18 protein-coding genes are annotated in these 14,883 nt (G+C 59.5%); 14 read left to right on the top strand and 4 right to left on the bottom strand.

Going from position 1 to position 14,883, the window contains the following annotated elements; all coding sequences use genetic code 11:
• Positions 1–32: 32 nt before the first annotated feature.
• From LMT64_RS04075 to LMT64_RS04050, 6 genes are all read left to right on the top strand, one after another.
• Positions 33–608: a TlpA family protein disulfide reductase gene (locus LMT64_RS04075; RefSeq protein ID WP_229253375.1), complete on the top strand. Its 576-nt coding sequence runs from the start codon at positions 33–35 to the stop codon at positions 606–608.
• A complete protein-coding gene (locus LMT64_RS04070) occupies positions 605–1,111 on the top strand; it encodes a cytochrome c-type biogenesis protein (protein ID WP_126351608.1) in 507 nt (168 codons plus the stop codon). Before LMT64_RS04075 ends, LMT64_RS04070 begins: the two co-directional genes overlap by 4 nt.
• Positions 1,108–2,166, top strand: a complete 1,059-nt coding sequence (locus LMT64_RS04065; RefSeq protein WP_126351607.1) for a c-type cytochrome — start codon at positions 1,108–1,110, stop codon at positions 2,164–2,166. The genes LMT64_RS04070 and LMT64_RS04065 overlap by 4 nt, the downstream gene beginning before the upstream one ends.
• Positions 2,159–2,734, top strand: coding sequence for a QcrA and Rieske domain-containing protein (locus LMT64_RS04060; RefSeq protein ID WP_126351606.1), 576 nt, complete (start codon positions 2,159–2,161; stop codon positions 2,732–2,734). The genes LMT64_RS04065 and LMT64_RS04060 overlap by 8 nt, the downstream gene beginning before the upstream one ends.
• A gap of 105 nt (positions 2,735–2,839) precedes the next feature.
• Entirely contained in the window at positions 2,840–3,625 is a 786-nt protein-coding gene (locus tag LMT64_RS04055; RefSeq protein ID WP_126351605.1) for an IS982 family transposase, read from the top strand.
• Between the two features lie 342 nt (positions 3,626–3,967).
• Entirely contained in the window at positions 3,968–5,182 is a 1,215-nt protein-coding gene (locus tag LMT64_RS04050; RefSeq protein WP_126351604.1) for an S-layer homology domain-containing protein, read from the top strand.
• Between the two features lie 85 nt (positions 5,183–5,267).
• Here the strand turns inward: LMT64_RS04050 and LMT64_RS04045 are convergent, their stop codons facing one another.
• From LMT64_RS04045 to LMT64_RS04035, 3 genes are read right to left on the bottom strand one after another with little or no spacing between them, the layout of a single operon-like run.
• Positions 5,268–6,629 (bottom strand): gluconeogenesis factor YvcK family protein, encoded by a 1,362-nt coding sequence (locus LMT64_RS04045; RefSeq protein WP_229253374.1) that lies wholly within the window; start codon positions 6,627–6,629, stop codon positions 5,268–5,270.
• Positions 6,626–7,501 (bottom strand): RNase adapter RapZ, encoded by an 876-nt coding sequence (gene rapZ, locus LMT64_RS04040; protein WP_126351602.1) that lies wholly within the window; start codon positions 7,499–7,501, stop codon positions 6,626–6,628. The genes LMT64_RS04045 and rapZ overlap by 4 nt, the downstream gene beginning before the upstream one ends.
• Before the next feature lie 28 nt (positions 7,502–7,529).
• A complete protein-coding gene (locus LMT64_RS04035) occupies positions 7,530–9,776 on the bottom strand; it encodes an ATP-dependent helicase (RefSeq protein ID WP_126351601.1) in 2,247 nt (748 codons plus the stop codon).
• 195 nt (positions 9,777–9,971) lie between these two features.
• Between LMT64_RS04035 and rpmG the strand changes: the two genes are divergently transcribed.
• The 8 genes from rpmG (at position 9,972) to LMT64_RS03995 (ending at position 14,019) form a co-directional block, all read left to right on the top strand.
• A complete protein-coding gene (gene rpmG, locus LMT64_RS04030; protein WP_126351600.1) occupies positions 9,972–10,139 on the top strand; it encodes a 50S ribosomal protein L33 in 168 nt (55 codons plus the stop codon).
• A gap of 68 nt (positions 10,140–10,207) precedes the next feature.
• Positions 10,208–10,387, top strand: a complete 180-nt coding sequence (gene secE, locus LMT64_RS04025; RefSeq protein ID WP_126351599.1) for a preprotein translocase subunit SecE — start codon at positions 10,208–10,210, stop codon at positions 10,385–10,387.
• Complete coding sequence (gene nusG / locus LMT64_RS04020; protein WP_126351598.1) at positions 10,384–10,953, top strand: transcription termination/antitermination protein NusG; 570 nt, start codon at positions 10,384–10,386, stop codon at positions 10,951–10,953. Before secE ends, nusG begins: the two co-directional genes overlap by 4 nt.
• 203 nt (positions 10,954–11,156) lie before the next feature.
• A complete protein-coding gene (rplK, locus tag LMT64_RS04015; RefSeq protein WP_126351597.1) occupies positions 11,157–11,591 on the top strand; it encodes a 50S ribosomal protein L11 in 435 nt (144 codons plus the stop codon).
• Positions 11,584–12,285, top strand: coding sequence for a 50S ribosomal protein L1 (gene rplA / locus LMT64_RS04010; RefSeq protein ID WP_126351596.1), 702 nt, complete (start codon positions 11,584–11,586; stop codon positions 12,283–12,285). Before rplK ends, rplA begins: the two co-directional genes overlap by 8 nt.
• A gap of 159 nt (positions 12,286–12,444) precedes the next feature.
• Positions 12,445–12,963 carry a 50S ribosomal protein L10 gene (gene rplJ / locus LMT64_RS04005; RefSeq protein WP_126351595.1) on the top strand — a complete coding sequence of 173 codons (519 nt, stop codon included), beginning with the start codon at positions 12,445–12,447 and terminating at the stop codon, positions 12,961–12,963.
• Between the two features lie 48 nt (positions 12,964–13,011).
• Complete coding sequence (gene rplL / locus LMT64_RS04000) at positions 13,012–13,383, top strand: 50S ribosomal protein L7/L12 (RefSeq protein ID WP_126351594.1); 372 nt, start codon at positions 13,012–13,014, stop codon at positions 13,381–13,383.
• A gap of 294 nt (positions 13,384–13,677) precedes the next feature.
• Positions 13,678–14,019, top strand: coding sequence for a hypothetical protein (locus LMT64_RS03995; protein ID WP_126351593.1), 342 nt, complete (start codon positions 13,678–13,680; stop codon positions 14,017–14,019).
• 39 nt (positions 14,020–14,058) lie between these two features.
• On the opposite strand, the gene LMT64_RS03990 is transcribed toward LMT64_RS03995, so the two are convergent.
• Positions 14,059–14,874 (bottom strand): tetratricopeptide repeat protein, encoded by an 816-nt coding sequence (locus tag LMT64_RS03990; RefSeq protein WP_126351592.1) that lies wholly within the window; start codon positions 14,872–14,874, stop codon positions 14,059–14,061.
• Positions 14,875–14,883: the final 9 nt, after the last annotated feature.

Genomic DNA, 14,883 nt, shown 5'->3' with positions numbered 1-14,883 from the left:
CAGCTGAACATAGATTTACCGAAAGGACCATCATGACTCACCCTGACCCTGCACCCACTCCCAACCAGCCAGCCCCAGCCTGGAAACGTTGGCTCCCGCCGCTGTTGGCTTTTGGCCTGGTGGCCGCGTTGGGAACAGCACTGTTTTCTCCTACCAGCAATGAGACAGCGGGGGGATCCCTGGTCGGCAAGCCCGCGCCGGACTTTGTGCTCACCAGCCTAGACGGCGCTGACGTCCAGCTCTCCGGCTTGCAGGGCCGCCCGGTGGTGGTGAACTTCTGGGCTTCATGGTGTGGTCCCTGCCGTGAAGAGGCGCCACTTCTGCGCGAGCTGTCCGAGCGACAGGGTGAGGGTCAGCTGGCGGTGGTTGGGGTCCTGTTCGACGAGAAAGTCGAACAAAATGCACGGGACTTTATCGCGGAGTATTCACTGGCCTATCCCAACCTGCGCGACCCGCGTCTGAACACGGCCATCAACTACGGCGTGGCGGGCATCCCAGAAACCTTTTTTATCGATGCTCAGGGTATCGTGCGCCACAAGGACTCAGGAGGCCTGACCCGTGAGCGGCTGAACGCGGGCCTGAGCGCCATCGGGGTAGACCCGCTATGACGGGCCGCAGACTCGCCCGGCGAGTATTGCCGCTGCTGGCACTGGTGAGCCTGGGCGGAGGGCGGGCCTCGCTCTCCCCAGCCGAACTGGTCCGCGCGGAGCAGGTTCAGCAGAGTCTGCGCTGCCCCATCTGCACCGGAGAGTCAATCGCCGAAAGTACCAACGACATCAGCCGCGCGATGCGGGCTGAGGTGGAACGGCTGGTGGCCGAGGGCCGCTCCGAGCGTGAGATTTTCGAGCATTTCGAGGCCCGCTATGGTCCGTTCGTCTTGCTGGACCCACCCAAGGAAGGGGCCAATCTGGTGCTGTGGGCCGGGCCATTGCTGGCCCTGGGCCTGGGTGGGTGGTGGCTGTGGGGAATACTCAACCGCCGCCAGGCGAAAGCTGAGACTGTCACTCTCTCTGGTGACCTTGAAGATCCCTATCTGGCGCAAGTGCAGCGTGATCTGGCCGCCCGGCAATCGGGCCACACCGTAACGACCCGGCAGAAGGATCAAACATGAGTCTGGCACTGCTCCTCCTGTTACTGATCATGGTGCTGGCCGCGCTGGCAGTGGTGATTTTGCCACTGCTGCAACCACTACGTGACCCTTTAGCCCAACAGCGTAGCGACCTGCTGGCCGAGCGTGACCAACTGTACGCCGAGCTGCTGGGCCTTCCAGACACGCCAGAGCAGGATCACACCCGCACCGCCCTGGAAGTCAAAGCCGCCCGTGTGCTGCGGCGCTTGGACGAACTTCCCGCTGCGCCGCCCACTGAGGAGAGGCTGGGCCGGAGCGCCCAAGCTGCCCGCATAGGCTGGCTGGCCGCTGTCCTCCTTACCGCGAGTGCCACGCTGACCTTCGTGCCGCAGTGGCAAAAGCTGGGGCTGGACGCTGCCGAGGCGGCTCAGGTCACTGCCGCCCAGCGCTTACCGGGACTGCGGGCCGCAGCACAGGCGCAGCCCAGCGTCGTCACCTACAACGCCTGGGGTGACGCCGCCTTCGAACAAGCTGCCTACTCCGAGGCCATGCGGGCCTATACCGAGTCGCTCAAGCTGGAAACTCAGCAGGCTGGTCCCTTACGTCGCCTAGGCACCCTTCTGCTTAACCGCGAAGACATGGGCGGTCCTACCCTGAGCGATCAGGAGGCGGGACAGGCCTTCGCCTTGATCCGTACGGCGGCACAATTGGCCCCGGACGAGGCAGAATCGCACCTGCTGCTCGGTTACGCACTGGTCAAGTTTGGTCAGGAGGAACAGGCCCTGACTGCGCTGGAGCGTTACCGTGAACTGAATCCCCAGGGCCGAGATGCCGACGAACTTATCTCCTCTATTCGGACAGCCCAGAACTCGGCCAGTCCGGCACTGGCGCTGTACGCGGCCAGTTGCGCCAGCTGTCACGGCCCAGCAGGTGGCGGTGGCCTGGGTCCCTCCCTCCGCAAGTCCAACCTCAGCCGGGAAGCGGCAGCGGAGATTATCCAGCACGGCCAGGGCAGCATGCCCGCCTATCCCGACTTACAGGACGAGGACTTAGAAGGGCTACTGAATCTGCTGATGGAATGGCAAGCGGATGACTGAGCATCCTCCTCCTCAGCGCCCCTATCGCCGCCTCAGCCGCCGCGATCTGCTGGGGTACTGGTGGACTGTACCTGTTGTTGGCACCCTGGGAACATTTGGCTGGCTGGGCCTACGGGCCGAAAGAATTCTGGGCAGCAAAGAGGCACCCGGCGATCCTGACTTTCAGATGACCGAACCTGCACCTATCACTGAAATCGCTACACTTCCTGAAGTCTGGGACAGTCTCGAATTCAGTTATGAGGGGACGCCTGCAATTGTTCTGCGGCTCCCCGAAGCAGTTAGTGGCGGCCTTAGCGACGGTGCGGCGCATTTCGCCGCCTTTTCGCGGCTCTGCACTCACCTGCAGTGTCCCGTGGTGGTGGTCCGTGATCCAGAAGTCCTCGCCTTGGCTTACAACTACCGCGCCCAGGACAATGATCATCCCCAGTTGGGCTGCCCCTGCCATTATTCGGTGTTTGATCCTCTACGGGCTGGCGCCGCCGTCTTTGGGCAGGCCACCCGACCACTCTCACGTATTGCTCTGGAGCAGCGAGGCACCACACTCTGGGCTGTGGGGCTGGAAACTTAAGTAGGCGCCTGCTTTCGGTGGTTGAGTTGAATCCAGTCAGGTGAAAATACTTACCGCGAATAGGGGTTGACAGCAACACCCTAAAAATGCGAAAGGGACGGTGTTATGGGCCGTCCCGACCTTACTATACTCCCTATCCGCGAAGCACTCCAAGTCCTCAGCCAGTGGGTTCAGCCTCACATCCCTGTAAAATTGCTCCACGAGCACGAGAAAATCAGTGATGCCAACCTCATCGGCATCGCCATTCTCCAGAAGCTCCATAAGCAACCTTATTTCAGCCGATGGTGGCATTCGCTGAAAATCAATCACTTCCCGAATCTGCCTTCCGAGACACAGGCTAGAATCCGTCTGAAACGGCTCTTGCCCGTCATCGAACAATTGAGCCACGAAGTCCAGGCCCTGGACTTCGTGGCGGTTGATTCTGAACCACTCCCCGTCTGTACCTTCAAACGAGCACCGCGTTGCAAGTTCAGGGGTGCCAAGCATGGTTTCAGCACCGCTGGCCTGGTCTTTGGATTCAAGCTTCACGCCTGGTGCGGACTCAACGGTGAAATCGTGGCGTACGATATCCGCCCTGCCAACGAGCACGACTACAGCGTCTTGTGTGAGATGAACCGAAAGTGGCCCGCTTACGGCGGGCCACAGCAGATTGGAGATAAGGGCTATCAGTCGCTGACGACTATCACACCACCAAAAATCAATGCACGGAAGCCCAGACCACGTTGGCGAGAAGAATTTGGAGCGGCCAGGAAGTGTGTTGAGTCGGCATTCTCGGTTCTGGTCGGTGCTGGACTCCTTTGGGGACAGGTAAAAACAATGCCGAGTTTGAGACTTAAAGTCGCACTCCATGTCCTGGCACACAACCTGAAATACAGAGACTTGATGACCTGACTAGATGTTGTCAACCCCTATTCGCGGTTACTTACAGGACCAGGCGGCTCTTCGCACCAATAAAGATTCCTTCATTTATTTTCTTGGACCAAACCCCTGAAACACGGTCCCTACCTGATCAGAATGTGATGAAAGCTCATTGTTACGTTAAGATCATTCCTCAGATCATGGCTTTCTCTGAGCGGAAAACGGGTGCTATGCTATGCCTGCAGTGAGATGGACCTAGCATCAGTGTCCAGCACTACACCGCTGATTCTCCAAGAGGCCCCAGGGGTTCTTTCGGGAGATCAGCCAGAGACACTGGGTCAGTGTGAGAGCTGACTTGTGCACAAGGAGAGAGTTATGCGTAAATCCATTATTGCGGCCACCCTGGCCATGACCGTTGGCGTTGCTGGAGCCCAGGCTGGTGGCGGCTATGCCGACAACACCCAGTACGTTGCCCCAGTGACCACCACCGCCCCCGCTGTCACGGCTCCCGTGACTGGCGCTGTGGTGCTGACCGACGTGCCTGCTGGCCACTGGGCCCGTGAAGCTGTCGAAGCCATCGTTGAAGCTGGCCTGATCCAGGGCTTTCCCGACGGCACCTTCCGTGGTAACGAGAACCTGACCCGTTATCAGGCTGCCATGATCTTCCACCGTCTGCTGCAGAGCGGCGCCCTGAGCGGCGACGGCATCAGCGACGAAGACCTGCTGGTCATCACCCGTGGTATGCAGGAAGTCAGCACTGAGCTGGCCGCCATCAGCAGCCGCCTGACCGACGTCGAGCGTCTGACTGTTGAGCAGCAGGCCCGCATCGACGCTATTGAAGCAGCCATCATGGACATGGACGGCGCTGACAACAGTGCTCTGGTAGCTCGTATTGATGCCCTGGAAGCCCGCATTGCTGCCCTGGAAGGCCGTCCTGTGACGGAAACCCCTGTGACTGACGCTCCTGTGGTTGTAGTGCCTGTCGAAGTGGAGCCCGGCGACATCGTCATCACTCCTCCCGTTGTGACTGATCCCATCAACAACGGCTCTTACGCTGGTATCCGTGTGGGTGGCGAGTTCACCCACGCTGATTATCCTGTTAACCAGCGCTGCATCAACCCGCTGGACAGCTTTAACCGCGACAACACCGGTGACCGCGAGCGCCGCGAGCGCTACTGTGGAACCGTTGGTGTGGTCTTCGGTGGCAACAGTGCCCTGAACGTGGGTGGCGCAGACGTGGGCTACCGTGTCAACGCTGACTACATCCCTGGCCGCTACAACGCTGTGGCTGCTGATGTAAACGCCACTGTTGGCGCTGATCTGGGTGTTGCTCAGCCTTACGCCGGCCTGGGCCTGGGTGCTGTGAACGGCCCTACCGCTCTGTCCAACGATGTTACCCGTGCTACTGACTTCTACGCCAACGGTCTGGTGGGTGCTGACTTTAAGGTGCAGCCCAACATCGGCCTGTTCTTGGAAGGCAACGGCAAGTACTACTTCACCAGCCAAACCGAAGTTGCTGATACCCAACTGGGTGACGCTAACAGCGGCCTGGGCTTCGGTGTCAAGGGCGGCGTCAAGCTGTTCTTCTAAGCCTCAAGCTTAGTCCTAGAAGAAGGGACCCTGCGGGGTCCCTTTTCTTTGATGCTTATAACACTCTGGGAACCGGAAGCACAGGTCAATGCTCTAGAAGCTGCAAGATAGCCTGTGCCAACAAAGCGGAATGATGGTTGGCGAGTGGACTGGCCGCTTGATCCAAGAGCGGAGCATAGCGGTACCGCGAACGTAGATTGCGCCCACCCGCGCTACGGACTAAGGGTTCTGCTCTCTGCTGCGCGTAATGTTGTACCACCGCCAACGGAAGTGGTTGACTATTGAGCAGAATCCAGTCGGGTGCACGTCCCAGGTGGCCTGAGATCACCGAAAAATGATCTTCCAGGCTGAGCCGCTCTGTCTCGCCAGGTTCGGTCATCAGGCTGGCCACATACAGGATGGGAGCGGAAGTGTTGCGTAAGGCCTCCCCCACCTCCGGCACCAGCAATACGGGCAAGATGCTGGTGAAGAGGCTGCCTGGACCCAGCACAATCAGATCGGCTTCTTCGATGGCGTGGATCACTTCAGGCACAGCAGGGAGCTCTTGAGGGTCCAGCAAAACCTCACGGACGGTGGCCCCTCCCAACTCGGACGCCAGTCGGCTCTCACCACGCACCGTGCGGCCGTCACTGAGGCGGGCCACAAGTGTCGTAGGCTCAGTGGTCGCCGGGTAGACCTTGCCCTGCATCCGCAAAATTTCGTGCAGATCACCTAATGCCGGAGCCAGTCCACCACGCTCCTCGCTCAAGGTGGCCAACAACAAATTACCGAAAGTATGGCCCTCCAGCCCCTCTCCACGTCCAAAGCGGTGCAACAGCAACTGACTGAGGGCCGGATGCTTGGAGAGTGCCGCATAACAATCGGTCAAATCACCAGGGGCAATCATATTCAGGCTCTGACGCAACTGGCCACTGGAACCGCCGTCATCTGCCACCGTGACCACTGCGGTCAGGTTACTGCTGTGTTCCTTAAGTCCACGGAGCAGATTGGATAGCCCCGTCCCCCCTCCTACAGCCACGATGCGGGGTTCCCGACTCAGGGTATGTTGCCCAGACATGGCTCTGGCTACGTGCTTTGGTTCCATGCCAGCAGCCCACAGCAGGGTGCGGTTGATCTGAACAATGCCATAAATAGCCGCCGCTGCGGCCAACACTACCAGGGCCAGCGCCACGAGCCACGGTGAGGAGATACTCTCCAGCAACCACAGCTGTGCCCGGTAAATGAAGGACGACATCACCGCACGTAGTGGACTCATCCAGAAGAAGGCCAGCAGCGAGAACGCCCCCAGCACAGAAGCAACCATCAACAGCAGGATCCAGCGCTTAATGCGGATGCCCGGCGTCATCCAGTCATTCAGACGCTCAGTCCAGCCCCCTGATGGTGGGTCGGCGTCGTCTACCGTGGCAGCATGGGGCCAGCCCCCTTCGGACGTGGGTGGGCGGCTCATTGAACGGCTCCACCCGCTCCTTCACCCAAATAGGCTTCCGCCACACTGGGCATATCGCGGTGCAGAATCAATTCTGCGTTCAGGTCGCTCAGCTCACGCCGCAGCCGCTCGGACACGGCGACTGAACGGTGTTGTCCCCCGGTACAGCCGATACCCACCGAATAACCGTGACGCCCGCTGCGGGCAGCCCGCTCAGCTGCCGTCCGTACGAAGCCCTTCACCTGCTGATAAAAGCCTTCCGAATCAGCAGAAGCAAAAATGTGCTCGGCCACTGGCTGATCCAGTCCAGTGAGTGGCCGCAGCCCAGGATCATAGTAGGGATTGGGGAGCGAACGCACATCAATAATGAGGTCCACGTCGCGGGGTGGGGCGTGCTTGAAGCCGAAGCTCATCAGGCGCAGTTCAAAGCGCTGGTCAGCCTTGAGAAGGCCAGAAATACGCTGCGCCAGGTCGGGAACCGTAAGCTCTGTGGTATCAATGACCGTATCCGCCAGCGCACGGAGCGGCGCCAGCAGCTCACGCTCGCGGGCGAAATCCAGCAGTAGATTTTCGCCCAGCGGGTGCTCACGGCGCGAGAGGTTATAGCGCTTCAGCAGCACCTCATCCGCAGCTTCCAGAAAGATCATCCGTACGTTCGGATCACGGGCCACCAGCTCGGCGAAATGGCGGTCCAGATCAGGAAGAAACGCACGTGTTCTGGCATCTGAACTGACCGCCACATCCTGTACGCCCTGCGCCTGGGCCAGCTCGTACATGTGCAGCCACAGCGCCGGGGGCAGGTTATCGGTGATCAGGTAACCGGAGTCCTCCAGCGTCCTGAGTAGAGAACTCTTGCCACTTCCCGATAACCCCGACACGATGACAAACGGCATGGTCCCAGTCTAACGCGGAGCGCGGCGCTCAGGCAGGCTTCAGGTTGGCGAACTTGACCAGCAGCTTCTTGGCTCCAACTGCTGGAAAATGCACCGTCACTTCCTGCTTGTCCCCCATGCCCGCTACCGCCAGCACCTGGCCTTCGCCAAATTTGGGATGCAGGACCTTCTCACCGCCGCGGTAGGCGAGATCGGCAGTCAGAGCACTGGTGTTCTTGACCGTAGGTTGGGCAGGTGCAGACGGGCGGAAATCCTTCCAGCTTTTCTGGCGGTAGTCCACGGCCTGCCCGAAGGCGTTCCAAGTTTCGAACTCCGTGCCGATCTCTTCCAGAAAACGGCTGTCCTCAGCTGAATTGGTGCGACCATACTGCATCCGGTTCTCGGCAGCCGTGAGAAACAGTCGCTCCATTGCCCGCGTAATACCCACGTAAAAGAGTCGGCGTTCCTCCTCTACCCCGCCGCGCTCGTTCAGCGAGTTACGACTGGGAAGCAGGCCCTCTTCTACACCCACAATAAACACCACCGGAAATTCCAGTCCCTTGGCATTGTGCAGGGTCATCAGGGTCACGGCGTCTTCGGGTACACCTTTGTTTTCCTGCTGCGCCCGCATGTCGTCCACGCTGGACAGCAGCGCGGCGTCATCCAAAAAGTCGCCAATGGTGCCGTGATTGTCCTGCGACCATTCCTCAGCAGCACTGATCAGTTCTTCCAAGTTTTCCAGGCGGGTTTGCCCTTCAGTGCCCTCCTGACGCAGCATGTCGAGGTAACCGCTGCTTTCCATCACGAACCTTAAAAACTGGGCTGGTTCATAGTTGTCGGCTGCCTCGCTCATGCTGTGCATCAGGTCTGCAAACTCGGTGGCTTTGTTGGCACCGCGTTCCAGGATGCCATCCTGCTCAGCGCGGGCACAGGCTTCCAGCGCGGACGTGCCATGCTGCGCCGCCCAGTCCAGTAAGCGGGTCAGCGAGGTATCCCCAATTCCCCGGCGCGGGCGACTGATGATACGCCGCAGGGCCACATCGTCAGCCGGGTTTAGCGCCAGCCGGGCATACGCCAAGATGTCGCGGATTTCGCGGCGATCATAAAAACCTACACCTCCCACAATGCGGGCCGGGATGCCCACACGCCGCAGTGATTCCTCGACCACGCGGGACTGAGCATTGGTACGGTACAGCACCGCCATGTCGGCAAAGTCGCGCCCCTCGCCGTGCAGCCGGGTCAGCCAATCGGCCACAAAGTCACCCTCACCCCGGTGATCGTTGGCACGGTGAAACACCACTGGATGCCCCGCTTCCTTCACAGGCTTCAGAGTTTTTTCAAGGCGCTCGGTATTCTGCTCAATCAGGCGATTGGCAGCGGTCAGCACGCTGGCGCTGGAGCGGTAGTTGCTTTCCAGCCGATAGACCTTGGCGTCCGGATAATCTTTTTGAAAGTCCAGAATGTTCTGAATATCAGCCCCACGAAAGCGGTAGATGGACTGATCCGGATCGCCCACGACCAGCAGGTTTCCGTCACGCGAGGCCAGCAGACGGGTCAGTTCGTACTGGGCCTTGTTGGTGTCCTGATACTCGTCCACATGAATAAAGCGGGCGCGGTTTTGCACCTTGTCCAGCACGGCTGGAACTTCCTGAAACAGCCGAACCGTCTCGGTAATCAGGTCCCCAAAATCAATGGCATTCTGGGCCTTCTTGCGCGACTCATACTGACTGTAGGCTTCTGCGACCAGTTCACGTGGCAAGCCCGCCAAGTAGGGTTCGCCGCCCGCCAGCATTTGCCCTGGTGTGACCAAATTGCTCTTGGCGCGGTCAATCTGGCCCCGTACTGCCCGGAGATTGGTATCCGGCCCGAAACCCGACATAGACCCGGTAATCTGCTTCAGGATGTCCAGCTGGTCATCGTCATCGTAAATCACGAAACCCCGGCGCAGGCCGATATGTTCGCCATACGCCCGCAGAATCCGTACTCCCGCCGAGTGAAAGGTGCTCATCCAGAGGCGGTCAGCTCCAGGCACCAGGCGGCTGGCCCGCTCACGCATCTCGGCAGCCGCCTTGTTGGTAAAGGTCACCGCCAGAATCTCGCCCGGTTCAGCACCGTAATGGGCGATCAGATGGGCGATCCGGTAAATCAGGGTCCGGGTCTTGCCACTGCCCGCGCCGGCAATCACCAGCGCAGGGCCGGTGTAGTGATCTGCGGCGGCGGCCTGCTGTTCGTTGAGCTGCGCGAGAAGATCGGTGGGCGCGTCAGGAGTCACGCGGGCCAGTGTAACAAAAACCATTTCGCCTAGAGCGTAATGAAGTGCCCAGGGTTGGACAGCCTGGGGTGGGTGCGCTACAATGCAGCGTTAGCCCGCCGACAGGCGGGATTTTACCAGCCCGGCAGTTTCCGAAGGCAGCGCCAGCAGCGCCCCTCAGAGCTGAAATGCGGTGCTGGGAGCAGTGGTCTTAGAGCCGCTGCGAAAGGAGCTAGGAACATGGCGAAAGACGGACCCCGCATGATCATCAAGATGGAAAGCACCGCTGGTACGGGCTTTTACTACACCACCACCAAGAACCGCCGCAACACCCAGGAAAAGTTGGAGCTGCGCAAGTTCGACCCTGTGGCCCGCAAGCACGTCACCTTCAAAGAGAAAAAAGTCTGACGTTTGAGCGTACACCCGGCCTGTCCCGTCTGTAGGGCAGCGCCGGGTGGTCCATGAGGTGACGAACGATGAATCTGAGTCAATATTTACAGGAATCGCGTGAAGAGCTGAGCCGTGTGTCCTGGCCGACCCGCCCACAGGTGTGGGAAGGAACCCAGGCTGTGCTGCTGTTTCTGGTGGCCCTGACGTTGATCGTCTACCTGATGGATCTGGTGTTCACCACCCTGATTAAGGGGGTACTGCTATGAGTATTGAATGGTACGCGGTTCACACCTACATCGGCCAGGAAGACCGGGTGCACAGCCACCTGCTGGAGCGCGCCCGCAAACTGGGCATGCTGGGCACCAAGATCTATCAGGTGTTGCAGCCGAGCGAACAGGCTGTAGAGCTGAAAGAGGGCGGCAAAAAAGAAACCGTGGAGCGTAAACTGTTTCCCGGTTATGTCTTCGTGCAAATGGACGTCGAAGACGACGACGCCCCCGGCGAATTGGGAGAGTCCTGGGAAGTGGTCCGCAATACCAATGGTGTGACTGGCTTCGTAGGTACCTCGACCCGTCCTGTACCGCTTTCTCCTGACGAGGTACAGCGCCTGCTGGCCTCGGTCGGTGTGGGAGCGGCACCCAAGGCCGAGGCTCCTAAGGTCCAGATCGACCTTAAGCCTGGCGATATGGTTAAGGTCAAGAGTGGTCCCTTTGCTGATTTCAACGGCGTGGTCAGCGAGATCAACGCGCCCCAGGCAAAAGTCAAGGTGCTTGTCAGCATCTTTGGCCGCGAAACTCCGGTCGAACTGGACTTTGCCGAAGTGAGTAAGTAAACCGCAAGCGGACAGGGGGAGTGCCATGGCATCTTTCCCTTCCCCTTGCACCTGGCTCCCCGGACTGGCATACTGACAAAGTTGCCGCCAAGTACTGGACTGGCAGCACTGCGCTTTTCGCAGGGTGATTACGCCCCGCAAAAGACTTAGCGCCAGCACCCCAACGACATGAGCAGGCGTCACGGGGGAGCTAAGGAGGAGATATGAAAAAAGTTCTAGGGATTGTCAAGCTGCAACTCCCCGCAGGCAAGGCCACTCCGGCCCCGCCCGTCGGTCCGGCGCTGGGTCAGCACGGTGCGAACATCATGGAGTTCGCTAAGGCCTTTAACGCCCAGACCGCCGATAAAGGCGACGCGATTATTCCTGTAGAAATCACCATCTACGCGGACCGCTCGTTTACCTTCGTCACCAAGACCCCGCCTATGAGCTACCTGATCCGCAAAGCGGCAGGCCTGGCAAAAGGTAGCGGCGAACCCAACAAGAACAAAGTGGGTAAGCTGAACTGGGATCAGGTGCTGGAGATTGCCCAGACCAAGATGCCCGACCTGAACGCTGGTTCTGTAGAAGCGGCGGCCAACACTGTGGCCGGTACCGCCCGTTCGATGGGCGTGACCATCGAAGGAGGCCCCAATGCCTAAGCATGGTAAGCGTTACCGCGCCCTGAAAGACAAGGTGGACCGCAACAAGCAGTACTCGATCACCGAGGCGACGGATCTGGTTAAAGAACTGGCCAACGCCAAGTTTGACGAGACTGTCGAAGTGCACTTCCGTCTGGGCATTGACCCCCGTAAGAGTGACCAGTCGGTACGCGGCACCGTGGCTCTGCCTCACGGCACGGGCCGTGAAGTGCGCGTGGCCGTGATCACCAAGGGTGAAAACGTCGCTGCTGCCGAAGCTGCTGGCGCTGATGTGGTGGGCAGTGAAGAACTGATTGACCGTATCGCTGGTGGCTTCATGGACTTCGACGCTGTCGTAGCGACTCCTGACATGATGGCCCAAATCGGCCAGAAACTGGCCCGTCTGCTCGGCCCCCGTGGTCTGCTCCCTAACCCCAAGAGCGGTACGGTCGGCCCTAACGTGGACGAAATGGTGCGCGGTCTGAAGACCGGCCGTATCGAGTTCCGCAACGACAAGACTGGCGTGGTGCATGCTCCTATCGGCAAGGCCAGCTTCGGTGCTGATGCCCTGACCGAGAACTACCGCGCGCTGGTGCAGGCTCTGGAGGCCGCCAAGCCTGGCAGCGCCAAAGGTGTGTTCCTGCGCAGCGCTTATCTGGCCAGTACCATGGGACCCAGTGTCCCGGTCAGCCTGAGCGCTCAGACTCAAGCCTAATAACGGCACCCCGGTGCGCCAAGCACCTCTAAAATTTCGTTTCGGCACCAGAGACAGCGGGGATCCTTGCCAGGTTTAAACATCCCGCCGAGATGCCAGGTGTAGCGCACCTGGACCCCAGAACTGCCCCTGCGGCAGCATATGAAAAGGAGGTCAAGCATGGCCAATGAGCGCAATCAACAAAGCCTGAGTGACCTGCAGCAGAGCCTGACGGACGTAGATTCGTTCTACCTGGTGGACTACCAGGGACTGAGCGCTGGACAGCTGTCCAAACTGCGTCAGGACATCCGTGATAAGGGCGGCCAGATGATCGTGGCCAAGAACACCCTGATTCACCTGGCCCTGCAAAGCAGCGATCAGGACTTCTCAGACATCCTCGCCGGACCCAGCGCCTTGGTGCTGGCCAGTGAAGACCCAGCTGGTGTGGCCAAAGCCCTCAACGATGTCGCCAAAGGCAATGACGCCGGAATCCCTGCATTCAAGGGTGGCTTTGTCGAAGGTAAGCGCGTGGACACCGGAGTCATCAGCAAGCTGGCGACCCTGGGCAGCAAGCAGAGCCTGCAGGCCGAAATGGTCGGTGTTCTGTCGACCCACCTCGCAACCTTTATCGGTACGCTGGAAGCCTACCAGAGCAAGCTGCAGGCCGAGGGCGGCAGCGAAGCCGAAGCCGCTTCTTAATTCTCCCCTACACCCTGACATTCAAATTCATCCCTGGAGGAAACGACCATGGCATACGACAAACAAGCACTGATTGACCAACTGAGCCAACTGACCATTATGGAACTGGCTGATCTGATTGACGGCCTGAAAGAAACCTGGGGCGTCGAAGCCGTTGTGGCCGCTGCTGGCGCTGGCGCTGGCGCCGGTGCTGGCGAAGCCGCTGCTGAAAAAGACGAGTTCGATGTGGTTCTGGTGGACGCCGGTTCCAGCAAGATCAACGTCATTAAGGAAATCCGCGCCATCACCGGCCTGGGCCTGAAGGAAGCCAAGGACATGGCCGAGAAGGGCGGCGCCATCAAGGAAGCCGTGGCCAAGGACGAAGCCAACAAGATGAAAGAGCAGCTGGAAGCTGCCGGCGCTAAAGTCGAACTGAAATAAGGTTCACGGAAGTACCGAGGTGCAAAGGCCCCCTGCCAATTGGCGGGGGGTTCTTTTTGGTTGCCGACCAAGCATGAGAGCTACGTTCATGACAAAATGTTGGCCATATGAAACGTAAGGGGAGTCGTTTCTCCAAGTTCTTTGCTGGGCTGCAGAGTCATGACACTGTGCATGAACTGGACGATGCCTGGATTGTCAAACTTGCCGTGTTGGAGACGGATCAGCCCCTGAGAGAGAAGATCCGGGGGGGGATGGGTCATCTCGCTGGACGCCGACTACCACTGGCTGTACTGGGTGCCCAAGCATGGAGACCGCACTGGCCTGGTCTGTCTCAATGCAGCTGATGAACCTGTCTGGTGTTACGCTGACGTCATTGCTGAAGCTGGCTTTCCCTGGACCAGCGATGCGTATCTGGATGTCATCTCACTGGCCTCCAGAGATAGAGCAGGTCGGTGGACGGCGCTCAATCCCGTCATCATCGACCAAGAAGATCTAGAGAATGCCCTGAAAGCAGGAACCATCACAGCCAACGAGAGCAAATGGGCTGAAACTGTAGCGGCCCGGATTCTGGAAGAAATTGCCACGCAGACTTACCGACCCTTTGACGAGTTGCAAGCCTTCTTCCAAGGGCGATAATGGAAAGCAGGACGGACCAGTCCGCGTCTCCCCTGCCACTTATCGCCGCAGTTGACGGCGCAGCCTGCCGGCCAACTCGAACCATTCGCGCTCCTGACGGCGGTACAGTGGGGTGGCTTCATTTTCAACCTGCAAGAGCCGCTCCAGCACTCGCTGCGCATCCTCTGTGCGGCCCTGGTCCATCAGAAATTCAGCGTAGCGGACGCGGGGCTCTTCGGTGGTGGCCGTCTGCATGGCCTCCTGGTAGGTGGCCTCGGCTCCGGTGGCGTTGCCCTGCTGCGTCTGAGCCGCTGCCAGCAAGGTCAGGGCGCGCGTCTTGGTGGAGGCGGAGGTTTGCAATTCCACCTGAGTCAGTTTCGCCTCGGCCTGGGCAGGGTGGCCCTGTGCCAGATCCAGCTCGGCACTGGTCAGCAGCACCACCGGATCATCCTGATAGATACCGCTCAGCAGCGGCTGCAAGGTGGCCTGGGCATCGTCCAACCGCTTGGCACGGGTATACAGATTCGCCAGCTGGGTCCGGTTGGCGAGGGTATCGCTGCGGCCTAAGACCTGCTGTGCCTCCTGAATCCGGGTGTCCAGAGTCTTGACTGCTTCAGCAGTGGTCTTGACCGTCTGGCGGACGGCCTGCCGAGTACGTGTTCCACTGCCCTGCATGGCGGGCCCAAACACCGTGAACGCATAGAACAGCGTGACGAAAATACCGCCCCCAGTGAAGACCCCAAACGCCAGAAAAGCGGCCCAGAGCCAGTCCCGCCGCATCAGGGCATGAATCAGAAAAGCGATATTGAGGATGCGGATCAACATCCAGACGATGTTGGGCAGTCCCCAATCTCCAGGGGCAAACAGCGATTCCATGAGATCAGT

The organism is Deinococcus radiophilus (assembly GCF_020889625.1).
Taxonomy (GTDB): Bacteria; Deinococcota; Deinococci; order Deinococcales; family Deinococcaceae; genus Deinococcus; species Deinococcus radiophilus.
Note: the sequence above shows the minus strand (reverse complement) of the source record. Positions and strands in the feature narration are given on the sequence as shown.

Coding starts and splice junctions, on each gene's coding strand:
- LMT64_RS04075 (WP_229253375.1), top strand. CDS start 33: ATGACTCACCCTGACCCTGCACCCACTCCCAACCAGCCAGCCCCAGCC.
- LMT64_RS04070 (WP_126351608.1), top strand. CDS start 605: ATGACGGGCCGCAGACTCGCCCGGCGAGTATTGCCGCTGCTGGCACTG.
- LMT64_RS04065 (WP_126351607.1), top strand. CDS start 1,108: ATGAGTCTGGCACTGCTCCTCCTGTTACTGATCATGGTGCTGGCCGCG.
- LMT64_RS04060 (WP_126351606.1), top strand. CDS start 2,159: ATGACTGAGCATCCTCCTCCTCAGCGCCCCTATCGCCGCCTCAGCCGC.
- LMT64_RS04055 (WP_126351605.1), top strand. CDS start 2,840: ATGGGCCGTCCCGACCTTACTATACTCCCTATCCGCGAAGCACTCCAA.
- LMT64_RS04050 (WP_126351604.1), top strand. CDS start 3,968: ATGCGTAAATCCATTATTGCGGCCACCCTGGCCATGACCGTTGGCGTT.
- LMT64_RS04045 (WP_229253374.1), bottom strand. CDS start 6,629: ATGAGCCGCCCACCCACGTCCGAAGGGGGCTGGCCCCATGCTGCCACG.
- rapZ (WP_126351602.1), bottom strand. CDS start 7,501: ATGCCGTTTGTCATCGTGTCGGGGTTATCGGGAAGTGGCAAGAGTTCT.
- LMT64_RS04035 (WP_126351601.1), bottom strand. CDS start 9,776: ATGGTTTTTGTTACACTGGCCCGCGTGACTCCTGACGCGCCCACCGAT.
- rpmG (WP_126351600.1), top strand. CDS start 9,972: ATGGCGAAAGACGGACCCCGCATGATCATCAAGATGGAAAGCACCGCT.
- secE (WP_126351599.1), top strand. CDS start 10,208: ATGAATCTGAGTCAATATTTACAGGAATCGCGTGAAGAGCTGAGCCGT.
- nusG (WP_126351598.1), top strand. CDS start 10,384: ATGAGTATTGAATGGTACGCGGTTCACACCTACATCGGCCAGGAAGAC.
- rplK (WP_126351597.1), top strand. CDS start 11,157: ATGAAAAAAGTTCTAGGGATTGTCAAGCTGCAACTCCCCGCAGGCAAG.
- rplA (WP_126351596.1), top strand. CDS start 11,584: ATGCCTAAGCATGGTAAGCGTTACCGCGCCCTGAAAGACAAGGTGGAC.
- rplJ (WP_126351595.1), top strand. CDS start 12,445: ATGGCCAATGAGCGCAATCAACAAAGCCTGAGTGACCTGCAGCAGAGC.
- rplL (WP_126351594.1), top strand. CDS start 13,012: ATGGCATACGACAAACAAGCACTGATTGACCAACTGAGCCAACTGACC.
- LMT64_RS03990 (WP_126351592.1), bottom strand. CDS start 14,874: ATGGAATCGCTGTTTGCCCCTGGAGATTGGGGACTGCCCAACATCGTC.